Raw genomic sequence first — 15,081 nt, 5'->3', positions numbered from 1 at the left:
CTCTAGCGCCGATGGTAGTTGGGGCCTTGCCCCTGTGAGAGTAGGACGTCGCCAAGCAATTTAAACACGAATCAATCGATTCGTGTTTTTTGTTTTAAAAAGGAATTTGAGAAAAACATAGCAGAAGTTTTTCAGCATTGTATGAAATACAAACACATTGCCTAGAAGCACTTCATATTATATATAACAAAAGGGCGTATATTTTTCTGAAAAGTGTTAAGGAATAGAAATGTAAAATATATTCAGTTGAATTGGAAGGAGGATAAAGTATGGAACCGCTAAATGAAATTTGCATTATATGTGAGCATAAAAGAAATGAAGGGATATATGTTCAAGATCGTTTCATTTGTGATGAATGTGAAAAGGATATGGTGAATACTGAGACAAATGATCCAAAATATATATATTATTTGAAACAATTAAAGAAAATAGAAGTATCATATTTTTAAATAGGCATATGCCTATTATTTTTTTTGGTTTGAGTATAATAGATGGAGAAAGAAAAGTTAGGAAGAGGTACATATGAATCAAAATCAAATACCGTTATATGAAGCATTAGTACGCTTTAAACAACAACAACCGTTATCTTTACATGTTCCAGGTCATAAAAATGGTTTGAATTTCCCTAAAGAAGCGATCGACAGCTTTAAAGATATACTTTCTATTGATGTAACTGAATTAACAGGATTAGATGATTTACATAGTCCCTCTGAATGTATAGACGAGGCACAACGATTGCTGGCTGATGTATATGAAGTGCAGAAAAGTTACTTTTTAGTTAATGGCTCTACAGTTGGAAATTTAGCAATGGTTTTATCTTGCTGCGGGGAAGAGGACATTGTTCTTGTACAAAGAAATTGTCATAAATCCATTATAAATGCTTTAAAGTTAGCAGGTGCTAATCCAGTATTTTTAGACCCGTGGATTGATGAGGTATATCATGTGCCTGTTGGCGTCCATAATGAAACCATAAAAAAGGCTATTGACCAGTATCCAAATGCTAAAGCACTTATTTTAACACACCCTAATTATTATGGTATGGGCGTCAATTTAAAAGAAAGTATCGCCTATGCGCATCAGCATCAAATACCTGTATTAGTAGATGAGGCACATGGGGCACATTTTTGTTTGGGGGAACCATTTCCTCAATCAGCGGTCGCGTATGGTGCGGACATTGTAGTGCAGTCTGCACATAAAACATTACCTGCAATGACGATGGGGTCTTATTTACATATAAATAGTGATTTAATAAATGGAGAGAAAGTTTTTCGTTATTTAAATATGTTACAATCTAGTAGCCCATCCTATCCAATTATGGCTTCTTTGGATATCGCTCGTTTTGCATTAGCAAATATGAAAGAAAAGGGTTATCATTCCATTATTGAGTTCATCAATCAATTTAAAGAGGCATTACATTCTATTCCGCAAATAAAGATTTTGCAATATCCATTACAGGATGAACTCAAGGTTACTGTACAAAGTCGTTGTCAATTGTCTGGGTATGAATTACAGTCCCTGTTTGAACAGGCTGGTATATATGCAGAAATGGCAGATCCGTATAACGTACTGTTTATGTTACCGTTACAAGTAAATGAGAAATACATGAAAGGAATAGAAACCATGCGATCACTGCTAAGCCATTATAAGATAACAGACAAGAGACCTTCTATTCGTTATACTTATAAAGGAGGGATTTCTCCTTTACCGTTTACATATAAACATTTAGAGGAATATGAGACGAAACGAGTACCTATAGAAGAAGCTGTTGGTATGATAGCAGCAGAGATGGTTATTCCATATCCACCTGGAATACCACTGATTATGTATGGGGAAACAATTCGCTTAGAGCATATAAGAGAGATGGCCCATTTAGAAAGAACTGGAGCTCGTTTTCAAGGGAATCCAGCGTATATAAAGGTATATGTTATAGAGAGAAAGTAGGTTTTAGGATGAAGGGATTATTTGTAACAATTGAAGGACCAGAAGGGTCAGGAAAATCAACATTAATTACAAAGTTATTACCATATTTTGAAAATAAGGGACAGAAAGTAATTGCAACAAGAGAACCAGGTGGAATTGCTATTTCAGAAGAAATTCGAACGATTTTACATAAAAAAGAGTATACAACGATGGAAGCTCGTACAGAGGCTTTATTATATGCAGCAGCAAGGAGGCAACATTTAGTAGAAAAAGTTATGCCAGCATTAGAGGCAGATCAGCTTGTATTGTGTGATCGTTTTATTGACAGCTCTCTTGCTTATCAAGGATATGCAAGAGGATTAGGGATTGATAAAGTATATGAAATGAATCGCTTTGCTACAGAAGACTGTATGCCGAGCTTAACAATTTATTTAGATATTGCGCCAGAAGTTGGTTTGGCACGTATTGAAAAAGATGCTGCAAGAGAAGTGAATCGTTTAGATATGGAAAGTATTGCATTTCATCGTCTTGTACGTGAGGGCTATCTACAAATTGTAGAACGGTTCAAAGATCGCATTGTAGTAGTGAATGCAGATCAGCCAATGGAGAATGTAGTAGAAGAAGTTATTCAGCTTATAGAAAGTAAATTGTTATAATAGAAGGAAAGTATAGGATAAGTGAGGTATGCATTATGACGAAGACGTGGGAGCAGCTTTCTGCTATACAACCCATCGGTGTAAAGATGTTAATCAATAGTATTGCAAAAGAGCGTATATCCCATGCTTATTTGTTAGAAGGCGCGAAAGGAACTGGAAAGTTTGCAACGGCAATTCAAATGGCAAAAAGTTTTCTTTGTATGCAAAGAAGTGGTGTAGAACCATGTCATACATGTATCAATTGTCGTCGGATTGATTCGGGGAATCATCCTAATTTACATCTTGTAAAGCCAGATGGACTTTCTATTAAAAAACAACAAATCCATGACTTACAAGAAGAGTTTTCAAAAACAGGTTTAGAAGCAAATAAGAAGATATATATTATTGAGCATGCAGACCGAATGACAGCCAATGCTGCCAATACTCTATTAAAGTTTTTAGAAGAACCAAGTAGTGATACGACTGCAATTTTGCTTACGGAACAAAGTCATCAAATATTAAATACAATCTTATCTCGCTGCCAAGTAGTGACTTTTCGGTCACTTCCTACAGCATCTTTAATTAAGAGATTACAGGATGAAGGAATAACGGTTTCCTTATCTACTCTTGCAGCTCAAATTACGAATAGTTTTGAAGAAGCATTATCTCTGTGCAATGATGAATGGTTTGCACAAGCACGAACTTTAGTGATAAAATTATGTGAAGCGCTCGAAAAAGATAAAACCTCTCTTTTTTTTGTACAAGAAAAATGGGGGAAACACTTTGGAGAGAAGGAACAATTACAACTAGGTTTAGATATGCTACTCCTTATTTATAAGGATTTATTATATGTTCAGCTAGGAGAGGAAGATCGTCTCGTTTTTCAAGAGCAGAAGGAGATGTTTGCAACTTTCTCTTATGCTCAGAAGCGCATTGTATCAGCCCTTTTATATATATTAGAGGCAAAAAATAGAATCAACGCTAATGTAAATGCGCAGCTTGTATTCGAGCAGTTAGTGTTGCGGTTACAGGAGGGATGACCGTTTTGTATGATGTAGTAGGTGTTCGCTTTAAGAAGGCCGGAAAGGTATATTACTTTGATCCCAATCAATTCGATATTTCGGAAAATGAGTTTGTAATCGTAGAAACTGTAAGAGGGATTGAATATGGGAAAGTGGTTATTACAAAAAAACAAGTAGATGAAAATGATGTTGTATTACCACTAAAGAAAGTTATTCGCATTGCAAATGAAAATGATCGGATCATTGTTGAAGAGAACAAGCATGCTGCAAAAGAAGCATATCAAGTTTGTCAACAAAAGGTGGCGGACCACAACCTTGATATGAAATTGGTAGACGTAGAGTATACGTTTGATCGCAATAAGATTATTTTCTATTTTACAGCGGATGGGCGAATTGATTTCCGTGAGCTTGTAAAAGACTTAGCAGCAATCTTCCGAACAAGAATTGAATTAAGACAAATTGGTGTTCGAGATGAAGCTAAAATGCTAGGCGGTATTGGGCCATGTGGTCGTATGCTTTGTTGTTCTACTTTTTTAGGAGATTTTGAACCTGTATCTATTAAGATGGCTAAGGATCAAAATTTATCATTAAATCCTACGAAAATTTCAGGTTTATGCGGTCGTTTAATGTGTTGCTTAAAATATGAGAATGATGAATATGAGGCGGCAAAGGAGCAACTTCCTGATTTAGATCAGCGCATACAAACACCAAATGGTCTTGGACGTGTCATCGGATTAAATATTTTAGAAAGATTAATACAGGTGGAACTAGTAGACAAGGAACGGATAGTTGAATATACGTTAGATGAATTAATAAATGAAGGGGTCGTTTCGAGTCAAACCACAGATTAACGAGGTGGGTGCTTGTGGAGAAAAAAGATATTTTTGGAGCGGTTTCTAGTATGGAAGAGCAAATTGGACATTTATATAAGCAGTTGGGAGAATTAAAACAACATCTTGCCGAGTTATTGGAAGAAAACCAACATATTAAAATGGAAAATGAGAATTTGCGACGTCGTTTTGAGGAAGCGCAGACTAAGGAAAAGCAAAAAACTCAAAAACGTAAAGAAGTAAAACCTAAAACAGATATTGGCGAAGGATATGATAATTTAGCTCGCTTGTATCAAGAGGGGTTTCACATTTGTAATTTACATTATGGAAGTGTACGTAAAGAGGGAGATTGTTTATTCTGTCTGTCATTTTTAAATAAAAAATAAAATTACCTTTCCAATGTATTGGAAAGGTAATTTTTTATACATGAGCGTAAGATTGGACAAAATAAACTTTAATTTTACGTTAATGGATAATGAAGTAGGATAGGTTAATTGAAAGAAAGGATATCATATATGGAGTTATATGGAGATGAGCGTTTAGATTACTTACTAACTGAAGAGATGAAAATTATTCAAAGTCCGTCTGTATTTAATTTTTCTTTAGATGCAGTGTTACTTGCAAATTTCGTTTGGGTTCCGATTCAAAGAGGAAATTTGCTTGATTTATGTACGGGGAATGCAGTCATTCCACTGTTATTAAGTAAAAGAACAAAAGGGAAAATCACTGGTGTAGAAATTCAAGAGCGATTATATGATATGGGAATAAGAAGTGTTCAATACAATCGTTTAGAAGAAAGAATTCATTTAATTCATGGGGATTTAAAGGATATGCCGCAAACATTAGGGCATCATCAATATGATGTTGTTACGTGCAATCCTCCTTATTTTCAAACACCAAAATCATCGGAGAAAAATATAAATGAACATTTAGCAATCGCACGGCATGAAATTATGTGTACATTAGAAGATGTGGTACGTGCTAGTAGTCAATTGGTGAAACAAGGCGGAAAAGTAGCTTTTGTACATCGACCAGGTCGATTGCTCGATATTATAACGTTAATGAGGAAATATAAAATTGAGCCAAAACGTGTACAATTTGTATATCCAAAAGCAGGTAAGGAAGCAAATACATTATTAATTGAAGGAATTAAGGATGGTAGCGCTGATCTGAAGATTTTACCACCGCTTTTTGTATATGATGAGAACAATGAATATACGAAGGAGATGCGCAGCATTTTGTATGGAGAAGAATAAACATTATTTTTATGTAGTGGAATGTTCAGACGGTAGCTATTATGCAGGTTATACAAATCATATAGAAAAGCGAATTCAAACTCATAACAATGGAAAGGGAGCTAAATATACGCGTACTAGGCTTCCAGTTGTATTGAAATATCTCGAAGTTCATGAAGAAAAACGAACAGCTATGCAAGCTGAATATTATTTTAAGCAGTTAAAGAGGAAAGACAAAGAAGAATATATGCAAAAAGGAGAACGTTATGTGGCAGCAAAAAAGCTTTCAACAGACTGAAGAGGGAGTTTTATACTTAGTACCAACTCCAATTGGCAATTTAGAAGATATGACATTTCGAGCGGTTCGAATATTGAAAGAGGCTGATATTATTGCTGCTGAAGATACAAGGCAGACGAAAAAGCTTTGTAACTATTTTGAAATTGAAACGCCAGTTATGAGCTATCATGAACATAATAAAGAAGTAAGTGGTCAAAAGATTTTAGCTAAGCTAGAAGAGGGAAAGACAATAGCTCTTGTAAGCGATGCTGGTATGCCTTGTATTTCTGATCCAGGATATGATGTTGTAGTAGAGGCTGTGGGAAAACAATATCACGTTATTCCACTTCCGGGAGCAAATGCTGCTCTTACAGCACTCATTGCATCAGGATTAGAAACGAAACATTTTTATTTCTATGGATTTTTACAAAGAAATAAAAAAGAACGTAAAGCAGAATTAGAGAAACTACGGTATGTTTCAACTACGATGATGTTCTATGAAGCACCGCATCGATTAGACGATACGTTGCTTTCTATGAAAGAAGTATTCGGTAATAGGGAAATTGTATTATGCCGAGAATTAACAAAGAAATTTGAAGAGTTTATTCGAGGATCAATTGAAGAGGCGATCGAATGGACAAGGAAGAATGAAGTACGTGGCGAATTTTGTATATTAGTATCTGGATCAAAAGAGGAAGCTGTTTCTGAGGTGGAATGGTGGGAAACTATTTCAGTATATGATCATATTGAACAGTATATAAACGAGCAAGGAATGTCCTCAAAGGATGCAATAAAAAAAGTTGCAAAAGATCGAAACCTATCGAAACGAGATGTCTATCAAATCTATCATATTGATAAAAAATAAGCTTCTCATAATTGAGAAGCTTATTTTGCTGATTGAATGTAGTGTTGTAATTCGTTTAAGATTTGCTCAGCGCCTTCTTTGCTTAAGATAATTTTACCGTCAGCTAAAGATAAGTTATGATCTGATACTTCACCAGTTACTTGGCAAGTCATGTTTGGTTTGTATTTTTTTAGGATGATTTTTTCGTCATCCACGTAAATTTCAAGAGCATCCTTTTCTGCAATACCTAATGTACGACGTAGTTCGATCGGAATTACCACGCGGCCTAATTCATCAACTTTACGAACAATACCAGTAGATTTCATATTCGTTATCCTCCTCATAGTTTGTAATTTTTCGAGTCTATATTTTAATTCGTCATTTTTCGACAAAATACCCTATGAACATATGATACCAATCATTTACATTTCCGTCAATTCTTAAATTCTAGATTTTTTATACTTCTTATTTATAATAGAATCGACAATATTTGCGCAAGTATTTTATCATCTTAGCTGAAAAACTCTCGCCTCTAAGCGAATAGAAGATAGGGGAAGTTCCATAATGATGATATTTCTTCTCCTTTTTGTATATTTTCGTGAAATATGAGTAATAGATGATAAAGATATCGAGCATTAATTCGTTTTTATGCGTCAGTTTTTGATATACTGTTTATAAATACATATGAGGTCATTTGGGAGGTTCAAAATAATGACAGAGGAAAAAAAATCCTTTTATATTACTACTCCAATTTATTACCCAAGCGGAAAGCTCCATATTGGACATGCTTATACAACAGTAGCAGGAGATGCAATGGCACGCTACAAACGCATGCAAGGGTATGATGTTCATTACTTAACAGGTACTGATGAACATGGACAAAAGATTCAAAAGAAAGCAGAAGAGTTACAAGTAACACCACAAGCTTATGTTGATGACATTGTTGCGGGAATTAAAGATTTATGGAATAAAATGGATATTTCTTATGATGATTTTATTCGCACAACAGAAGATCGTCATAAAGAAGTAGTAGAAAAGATTTTCAAACAATTAGTTGATCAAGGTGATATTTACTTAGATGAATACGAAGGATGGTACTCTGTACAGGATGAAACATTCTATACGGAACATCAATTAGTTGATCCAATTATGGAAAATGGTAAAGTAGTTGGGGGAAAAAGCCCTGATAGTGGACATGCTGTAGAACTTGTTCGTGAAGCATCCTATTTCTTTAGAATGGGTAAATATGTAGATCGACTATTAAAGTTCTATGAAGAGAATCCTCATTTCATTCAGCCAGAATCACGTAAAAATGAAATGATTAATAACTTCATTAAACCAGGATTAGAAGATTTAGCTGTTTCACGTACTTCATTTGACTGGGGAATTCGTGTCCCAGGAAATCCCAAACATGTTATTTACGTATGGGTAGATGCATTATCAAATTATATTACAGCATTAGGATATGGAACAGAAAATGCAGAGAAGTATAAAAAGTTTTGGCCAGCAGATGTTCATTTAGTAGGAAAAGAAATTGTTCGTTTCCACACAATTTATTGGCCAATTATTTTAATGGCACTAGATTTACCACTTCCGAAGAAAGTATTTGCTCATGGCTGGATTTTAATGAAAGATGGAAAAATGAGCAAATCGAAAGGGAATGTCGTTGATCCTGTTACATTAATTGATCGTTATGGATTAGATGCATTACGTTATTACTTACTTCGCGAAGTTCCATTTGGATCAGATGGTGTATTTACACCGGAAGGTTTTGTTGAAAGGATTAACTTTGACCTTGCAAATGACTTAGGGAACTTATTAAATCGTACAGTTGCAATGATCGATAAGTACTTTGACGGTCAAATCCCTGCATTTAAAGAAAAGGTCACAGAATTTGACGAAGCGTTAGTAAATTTTGCAACCGATACATTACAAAAAGTAGAAGAAGCAATGGAAAATATGGAATTCTCGGTAGCATTAAGTTCTATTTGGCAATTCATTAGTCGTACGAATAAATATATCGATGAAACACAGCCATGGGTATTAGCAAAAGATGAGAAAGATCGAGAGAAACTGGCATCTGTTATGGCACATTTAGCAGAAATGTTACGTCAAACAAGTATCATGCTTATGCCATTCTTAACAACAACATCAGGTAAAATCTTTGAACAACTTGGTATTACTGATGAGGCATATCAATCTTGGGAGAGTCTTTCTACAATTGGATGTATCCCAACTGGTACAAAAGTTGTAAAAGGACAACCAATTTTCCCACGTTTAGAAGTAGAAGTAGAAGTTGCTTATATTAAAGAACAAATGAAGGGTTCTGCTCCTAAAGTTGAAGAGAAGAAAGAAGAACCGAAAGCAGAAGAAATTACGATTGATGATTTCTTTAAAGTAGAATTGCGTGTGGCAGAAGTAATCGAAGCAGAACCGGTGAAAAAAGCAGATAAATTACTAAAAATCCAATTGGATTTAGGGACAGAAAAACGTCAAGTTGTATCTGGAATTGCGAAATTCTATACACCAGAAGACTTAAAAGGTAAAAAAGTTATTTGTGTAACGAATTTAAAACCAGTGAAATTACGTGGTGAATTATCACAAGGTATGATTTTAGCGGGTGAAGAAGACGGTGTCCTATCGTTAGCAACAGTTGATCAAAACTTACCAAATGGTACAAAAATCAAGTAATTATGACAAAAAAAGAGGTGTTTCACGTGTAACATTCGTGAAGCATCTTTTTTCTTACTAAGGATTTCACTTTTGACTTATATTGTAATATTACCGGCATTCTATCGTTAGAAAGTGTTTTTTAGTAGCATTTATTTTAAATAAAAGGAGTTATTTGACATGTTGTTTGATACGCATTCACATTTAAACGCAGAGCAATTTGAGGAAGACTTACAGGAAGTTATTGCTAGGATGAAAGAGGCTGGGGTAGCGTATACAGTTGTTGTTGGTTTTGATGAAGTAACGATAAAGAAGGCAATTGAACTTGCAGAAACATATGACTTTATTTATGCAGCAGTTGGTTGGCATCCTGTTGATGCAATTGATATGAAGGAAGAGCATATCGTTTGGTTAGAAGAGTTAGCTGCTCATCCGAAAGTAGTTGCCCTTGGTGAAATGGGACTAGATTATCATTGGGACAAGTCTCCGAAAGAAGTGCAAAAAGAAGTATTCCGCAAACAGATTCAATTAGCTAAGAAAGTAAAATTACCAATTATTATTCATAATCGTGAAGCGACACAAGACATTGTCGATATTTTACAAGAGGAGAATGCAGCTGAAGTAGGAGGCATTATGCATTGTTTTAGTGGAAGTGTAGAAGTAGCAAAGCAATGCATTGATATGAATTTCCTCATTTCATTAGGAGGGCCAGTAACATTCAAAAATGCAAAAAAACCGAAGGAAGTAGCTACGGAAATTCCAATGGAAAAATTATTAATAGAAACAGATTGTCCATATTTAACACCACATCCGTTCCGTGGAAAGCGAAATGAACCAAGCTATGTTAAGCTTGTAGCAGAAGAAATTGCAAATCTAAAAGGTATTTCATATGATGAAGTTGCAAAAATAACAACGGAGAATGCAAAGGCTTTGTTTGGTGTGAAATAAAAAAAGAATGGGGGTGCCCTAAAATGTCCTTTACAAAGGGTACAGATTACCCATTCTTTTCCTTTTTTTAATTGTGTGAATGTGAAAATAATAATGGAAAAGTATCCGTTTTTTTGTTTTACTAAGTAGAGACGAAATGAGTGTGGAGGCAGTCATGAAAATAAAAGAGATTATCGTTGTAGAAGGTAAAGATGATACAGTTGCCATTAAACGCGCTGTAGATGCAGATACAATTGAAACGAACGGTTCAGCAATTGGTAGTCATGTTATTGAACAAGTGAAATTAGCGCAACAAAAACGGGGCGTTATTATTTTTACTGATCCAGATTATCCTGGAGAGCGTATTCGAAAAATCTTATCTGAAAAAGTACCGGGCTGTAAGCATGCTTTTTTACCAAAAGAGGAAGCACTGGCTAAGAGAAAAAAAGGTGTCGGTATTGAGCATGCTTCTAATGAATCTATTCGCCGTGCATTAGAAAATGTTCATGAAGAAATGGAAGATTACACAAGTGAAATTAGTTGGAGCGATCTAGTTGATGCTGGCCTAGTGGGCGGAGAGATGGCAAAAAGTCGTCGGGAAAGAATGGGTAAGCTATTAAAGATTGGTTATACAAATGCGAAGCAGTTACATAAACGGTTACAAATGTTTCAAGTTTCTAAGGAGGCATTTGCAACAGCTTATAAGCAAGTATTACAGGAGGAAAAGAAATGAAGGATATCGCAACGCCAAATCGTACAAAAGATATTGTTGAAAAGTACGGATTTTCATTTAAAAAAAGTTTGGGACAAAATTTCCTAATTGATACAAATGTATTAAATCGCATTGTTGATTATGCAGAGATCGGCCCTAAAGGCGGAGCTATTGAAATTGGTCCTGGTATTGGAGCTTTAACAGAGCAATTAGCGAAACGTGCCGAAAAAGTAGTAGCTTTTGAAATTGATCAAAGACTATTACCCATTTTAGATGAGACGTTAGCCCCATATGATAATGTGACGATTATTAATAAAGATGTTTTAAAAGCAAATGTGCACGAAGTATTTCAAGAACAATTCGAAGAAGGACAAGACGTAATGGTGGTAGCTAATTTACCATATTACGTGACAACGCCAATTTTGTTCAAATTGCTTGAAGAAAAGCTCCCTGTTCGTGGGTTTGTAGTGATGATGCAAAAAGAGGTAGGAGATCGTTTGGCTGCTAAGCCGGGAACAAAAGATTATGGTTCTTTATCCATTGCAATTCAATATTATACAGAAGTAGAGACAGTTATGACAGTTCCGCGTACGGTATTTGTTCCACAACCAAATGTGGATTCAGCCGTTATTCGTCTTTTAAAACGTCCGAAGCCAATTGTAGAAGTAATAGACGAAAAGTTTTTCTTTGAGGTAGTACGAGCAAGCTTTGCACAACGCCGTAAAACATTAATGAATAATTTATCAAATAACTTAAATGATTTTCCGAAAGATAAAGAATTGTTAGAGCGAATTTTAACAGAGATAGGAATTGATCCGAAACGTCGAGGTGAAACGTTATCCATTGAAGAATTTGCAATGTTAAGTAATGCGCTCGTTCCTCATAAGATGAAGTAAAGTATGAATCAGTGTGGAGCGTTACCCTTCGCTGACTAGGAGCTCGCACTAACCAGCTACTATAAAATAGCGGATAAAAATTTAAATAAATAATAAAGGACAGCTTAAATAGAGCTGTCCTTTTTGTCACCTTTCCTCTCCTAAGCTCATAGGTTATGAACAGAAGATGGTTAGTGAGATGGCCTAATGAGTTTGGAGGTAGGAGAATGGCTGTACATGTTGGAGATTTAGTAGAACGACAATCGTATAATCGGGATATACTTTTTCGTATTATAGAGATAAAAGGAGAAATGGCAATTTTATTTGGAGAAGAAGTTAGGCTTGTTGCGGACGCTCCACTTGAGGATTTAATTATTATTAATCAGCGTGAGTATAAAAAAAGAGAAAAGCGCGAAAAGGAGAAGATGGAGCGCACATATCGTCTATTTCAACAAGATTATGTACTCATGAAAGAGCGGCATGAACATACTTCCACAGGTGGCTATACGAATGAGGTGAGTTACTTTCAAATGCCGGGAAGGGTACTGCATATAGATGGGGATCCATTATATTTACGGAAATGTTTAGATTTATATACAAAGATAGGAGTTCCAGTGCAAGGAATTCATTGTAAGGAAACAGAAATGCATGAAAAGGTAGTGGATTTAATCAATCATTTTCGACCAGATATTTTAGTCATAACAGGTCATGATGCGTATACAAAGTCAAAAGGGGTAATGGGAGATTTAGCAGCCTACAGGCATTCTAGACACTTTGTACAGGCAGTTCGTGAAGTAAGAAAAAAATATCCATCATTAGATCAGCTTGTTATTTTTGCGGGAGCGTGTCAATCACACTTTGAAGCTTTAATTCGAGCAGGTGCTAATTTTGCTAGTTCTCCTTCCCGTATTAATATTCATGCTTTGGATCCTGTATATGTAGTAGGAAAAGTTAGTTTTACTTCTTTTATGGAACGTGTAAACGTATGGGATGTTGTGCGTAATACAATTACTGGTGAAAAAGGTCTTGGTGGCGTTGAAACGCGAGGTATTTTACGAACAGGGCTACCATTTCAATATTATGATGAGTAAGCAAGGTACATAGGTATCTTGCTTTTTTAGTAGGTGGAATATAATGCCTATAATTATATATCTATACTTAATGTTTTATGGGTGTTTGGATAAAAGAAGATAGGAACGAACAAACTATAAATAATACTTTTACAATATAGTACTTCTTCTATCTATTCAAAGGCAGTAAGCGCAGCTAATAATAGGACTTGTTCGTGTAATTTATCCAGCATGAATGGGCAATCCTACCTCAAGATCCAGAGAGAAGCAAGGAAGATAGGTGGGATCCTTACTGCCTGTAACAGCCCGATTGGTGAGAGCTTATAATGAGTGGGGATGAAGAAAGCCCCCACTCATTAAAGTTGCACTGTATCATTAGGATAGAGGGATCATGTGTTCTTAAGTATTCACTCTAAATTACAGCGAGGTGTAGCTAAGCATATGGCAAAACGTTTAGATGAAATTAAAAACGAATTAGATCATCATCTTGGAAAGCGTCTTATGTTAAAGGCGAATAGTGGTAGAAGAAAAACGGTAGAGCAATCGGGTGTATTAGCAGAGACATATCGTTCTGTGTTTGTTGTGCAGCTCGATCAACAAGAAGATACATTACAGCGTGTTTCCTATAGTTATGCAGATATTTTAACAGAAACAGTGGAATTAACATTTTATGATGACCCTCATAATGAGGTGTTTTTAGGTTAATTATATGACGTGTTACATATTTTCCCACAAATGAAACGTTTTATGTTTTTGCATACTAACTATACCGTAGCAAAATAAGGAGGTAATTTGCATTGAGTAGACGAAGAGGAGTCATGTCAAATCGATTTAAAGAAGAGCTGGCAAAAGAGCTTGGATTTTACGATGTTGTTCAGAAAGAAGGATGGGGCGGAATTCGTGCGAAAGATGCTGGTAATATGGTGAAACGGGCTATTGAAATTGCTGAGAAGCAATTAATGAAACAAAATCAGTAGTTGTAACATATTCCTATGCTGCGGTAGCCGAGGTGAAAATCCTCGGCTTTTTGCACGCCAAAAGGTGTCATCATTTTGCATAAGTAGTTTCATTCTACATGCTTTTCGTTATAATTAGGGAAGTGTCATCGTCTTACTATAAATTTATGGTAAAATAAACGATAAAAGATTGAGTACATAGAGTGGGTGAATAGATTGAAGCTACTAGTGAAAGCACCAGCAAAGATTAATTTGTCGTTAGATGTACTGGGAAAAAGACAAGACGGCTATCATGAAGTAAAAATGATTATGACAACAATCGATTTAGCCGATCGTTTAGAGCTAACAGAGTTAACGGAAGATCGTATTGAAATCGTGTCTCATAATCGATATGTCCCAGACGACCAACGTAACTTGGCTTATCAGGCAGCAAAATTATTAAAAGAAAAATATCAGGTAAAACAAGGTGTATCTATTGCGATTGAAAAAACAATTCCGGTGGCAGCAGGGTTAGCAGGTGGAAGCAGCGATGCAGCTGCTACATTACGTGGCCTTAATAAACTATGGAATTTAGGACTTACAATGGATGAACTAGCGGAACTTGGCGCAGAGATTGGATCCGATGTATCTTTTTGTGTGTATGGAGGAACGGCAATTGCAACAGGAAGAGGAGAGAAGATTGAACATATAAAAACACCTCCATCTTGCTGGGTTATTTTAGCGAAGCCGCATATCGGTGTGTCGACTGCTGACGTATATGGAAATTTAAAGTTGAATCGTGTTACACACCCTGACGTCGATCAAATGGCCGAAGCGATTAATCGTGGTGATTATCAGGGGATTTGTAATGCTGTTGGCAACGTATTGGAGGATGTGACATTTGCAATGCATCCTGAAGTTGCACGTATTAAAACACGGATGAAGCGATTTGGGGCAGATGCGGTTTTAATGAGCGGCAGTGGTCCAACGGTGTTTGGACTTGTGCATCATGATTCGAGAATGCATCGTATCTATAATGGATTAAAAGGGTTTTGTGAACAGGTATATGCTGTACGCCTATTAGGAGAGCGAGAAACGCTTGAATAAAGGCGTATAATACGTTATTATT

Annotated in this window: 18 protein-coding genes; 17 read left to right on the top strand and 1 reads right to left on the bottom strand. The window is 35.8% G+C overall.

Annotated elements, in window-relative coordinates:
- The first annotated feature begins 269 nt into the window (after positions 1-269).
- The 9 genes from MR056_RS19650 (at position 270) to rsmI (ending at position 6,784) form a co-directional block, all read left to right on the top strand.
- Positions 270-449 carry a sigma factor G inhibitor Gin gene (locus tag MR056_RS19650; RefSeq protein WP_011983168.1) on the top strand — a complete coding sequence of 60 codons (180 nt, stop codon included), beginning with the start codon at positions 270-272 and terminating at the stop codon, positions 447-449.
- Between the two features lie 73 nt (positions 450-522).
- Positions 523-1,941 (top strand): aminotransferase class I/II-fold pyridoxal phosphate-dependent enzyme, encoded by a 1,419-nt coding sequence (locus MR056_RS19645; RefSeq protein WP_087097505.1) that lies wholly within the window; start codon positions 523-525, stop codon positions 1,939-1,941.
- Positions 1,942-1,949: 8 nt separating this feature from the next.
- Complete coding sequence (gene tmk / locus MR056_RS19640) at positions 1,950-2,576, top strand: dTMP kinase (RefSeq protein WP_011983170.1); 627 nt, start codon at positions 1,950-1,952, stop codon at positions 2,574-2,576.
- Positions 2,577-2,611: 35 nt separating this feature from the next.
- A complete protein-coding gene (gene holB, locus MR056_RS19635; RefSeq protein WP_011983171.1) occupies positions 2,612-3,595 on the top strand; it encodes a DNA polymerase III subunit delta' in 984 nt (327 codons plus the stop codon).
- Between the two features lie 5 nt (positions 3,596-3,600).
- Positions 3,601-4,428 carry a PSP1 domain-containing protein gene (locus MR056_RS19630; RefSeq protein ID WP_140388370.1) on the top strand — a complete coding sequence of 276 codons (828 nt, stop codon included), beginning with the start codon at positions 3,601-3,603 and terminating at the stop codon, positions 4,426-4,428.
- Positions 4,429-4,442: 14 nt separating this feature from the next.
- Positions 4,443-4,793, top strand: a complete 351-nt coding sequence (gene yabA, locus MR056_RS19625; RefSeq protein WP_011983173.1) for a DNA replication initiation control protein YabA — start codon at positions 4,443-4,445, stop codon at positions 4,791-4,793.
- Positions 4,794-4,922: 129 nt separating this feature from the next.
- Complete coding sequence (locus tag MR056_RS19620) at positions 4,923-5,663, top strand: tRNA1(Val) (adenine(37)-N6)-methyltransferase (protein WP_087097509.1); 741 nt, start codon at positions 4,923-4,925, stop codon at positions 5,661-5,663.
- The gene (locus MR056_RS19615; protein ID WP_087097511.1) at positions 5,650-5,940 is read left to right on the top strand and encodes a GIY-YIG nuclease family protein; all 291 of its coding nucleotides are present in this window, start codon (positions 5,650-5,652) and stop codon (positions 5,938-5,940) included. Before MR056_RS19620 ends, MR056_RS19615 begins: the two co-directional genes overlap by 14 nt.
- Complete coding sequence (gene rsmI, locus MR056_RS19610) at positions 5,909-6,784, top strand: 16S rRNA (cytidine(1402)-2'-O)-methyltransferase (protein WP_087097512.1); 876 nt, start codon at positions 5,909-5,911, stop codon at positions 6,782-6,784. The genes MR056_RS19615 and rsmI overlap by 32 nt, the downstream gene beginning before the upstream one ends.
- Before the next feature lie 20 nt (positions 6,785-6,804).
- Here the strand turns inward: rsmI and MR056_RS19605 are convergent, their stop codons facing one another.
- A complete protein-coding gene (locus tag MR056_RS19605) occupies positions 6,805-7,089 on the bottom strand; it encodes an AbrB/MazE/SpoVT family DNA-binding domain-containing protein (protein ID WP_011983177.1) in 285 nt (94 codons plus the stop codon).
- A gap of 385 nt (positions 7,090-7,474) precedes the next feature.
- On the opposite strand from MR056_RS19605, the gene metG reads away from it, so the two are divergent.
- From metG to ispE, 8 genes are all read left to right on the top strand, one after another.
- A complete protein-coding gene (metG, locus tag MR056_RS19600) occupies positions 7,475-9,454 on the top strand; it encodes a methionine--tRNA ligase (protein WP_011983178.1) in 1,980 nt (659 codons plus the stop codon).
- 159 nt (positions 9,455-9,613) lie between these two features.
- On the top strand, positions 9,614-10,381 hold the full coding sequence (locus MR056_RS19595) for a TatD family hydrolase (RefSeq protein ID WP_087097516.1): 768 nt from the start codon (positions 9,614-9,616) through the stop codon (positions 10,379-10,381).
- Positions 10,382-10,535: 154 nt separating this feature from the next.
- The gene (rnmV, locus tag MR056_RS19590; RefSeq protein ID WP_011983180.1) at positions 10,536-11,093 is read left to right on the top strand and encodes a ribonuclease M5; all 558 of its coding nucleotides are present in this window, start codon (positions 10,536-10,538) and stop codon (positions 11,091-11,093) included.
- On the top strand, positions 11,090-11,968 hold the full coding sequence (gene rsmA / locus MR056_RS19585) for a 16S rRNA (adenine(1518)-N(6)/adenine(1519)-N(6))-dimethyltransferase RsmA (protein ID WP_087097518.1): 879 nt from the start codon (positions 11,090-11,092) through the stop codon (positions 11,966-11,968). Before rnmV ends, rsmA begins: the two co-directional genes overlap by 4 nt.
- 206 nt (positions 11,969-12,174) lie before the next feature.
- Positions 12,175-13,038 carry a sporulation peptidase YabG gene (gene yabG / locus MR056_RS19580; RefSeq protein ID WP_011983182.1) on the top strand — a complete coding sequence of 288 codons (864 nt, stop codon included), beginning with the start codon at positions 12,175-12,177 and terminating at the stop codon, positions 13,036-13,038.
- Between the two features lie 420 nt (positions 13,039-13,458).
- Positions 13,459-13,722: a biofilm formation stimulator Veg gene (gene veg, locus MR056_RS19575; protein WP_087097521.1), complete on the top strand. Its 264-nt coding sequence runs from the start codon at positions 13,459-13,461 to the stop codon at positions 13,720-13,722.
- Between the two features lie 92 nt (positions 13,723-13,814).
- Positions 13,815-13,994 carry an acid-soluble spore protein SspF gene (sspF, locus tag MR056_RS19570; protein WP_011983184.1) on the top strand — a complete coding sequence of 60 codons (180 nt, stop codon included), beginning with the start codon at positions 13,815-13,817 and terminating at the stop codon, positions 13,992-13,994.
- Between the two features lie 195 nt (positions 13,995-14,189).
- Positions 14,190-15,059, top strand: a complete 870-nt coding sequence (ispE, locus tag MR056_RS19565) for a 4-(cytidine 5'-diphospho)-2-C-methyl-D-erythritol kinase (protein WP_140388372.1) — start codon at positions 14,190-14,192, stop codon at positions 15,057-15,059.
- Positions 15,060-15,081 lie beyond the last annotated feature (22 nt).

The sequence above is a fragment of the Bacillus cereus group sp. BfR-BA-01360 genome, from assembly GCF_022663595.1.
Taxonomy (GTDB): Bacteria; Bacillota; Bacilli; order Bacillales; family Bacillaceae_G; genus Bacillus_A; species Bacillus_A cytotoxicus.
The sequence above is the reverse complement of the archived record's forward strand: the minus strand, read 5'-3'. Positions and strand labels throughout refer to the sequence as shown.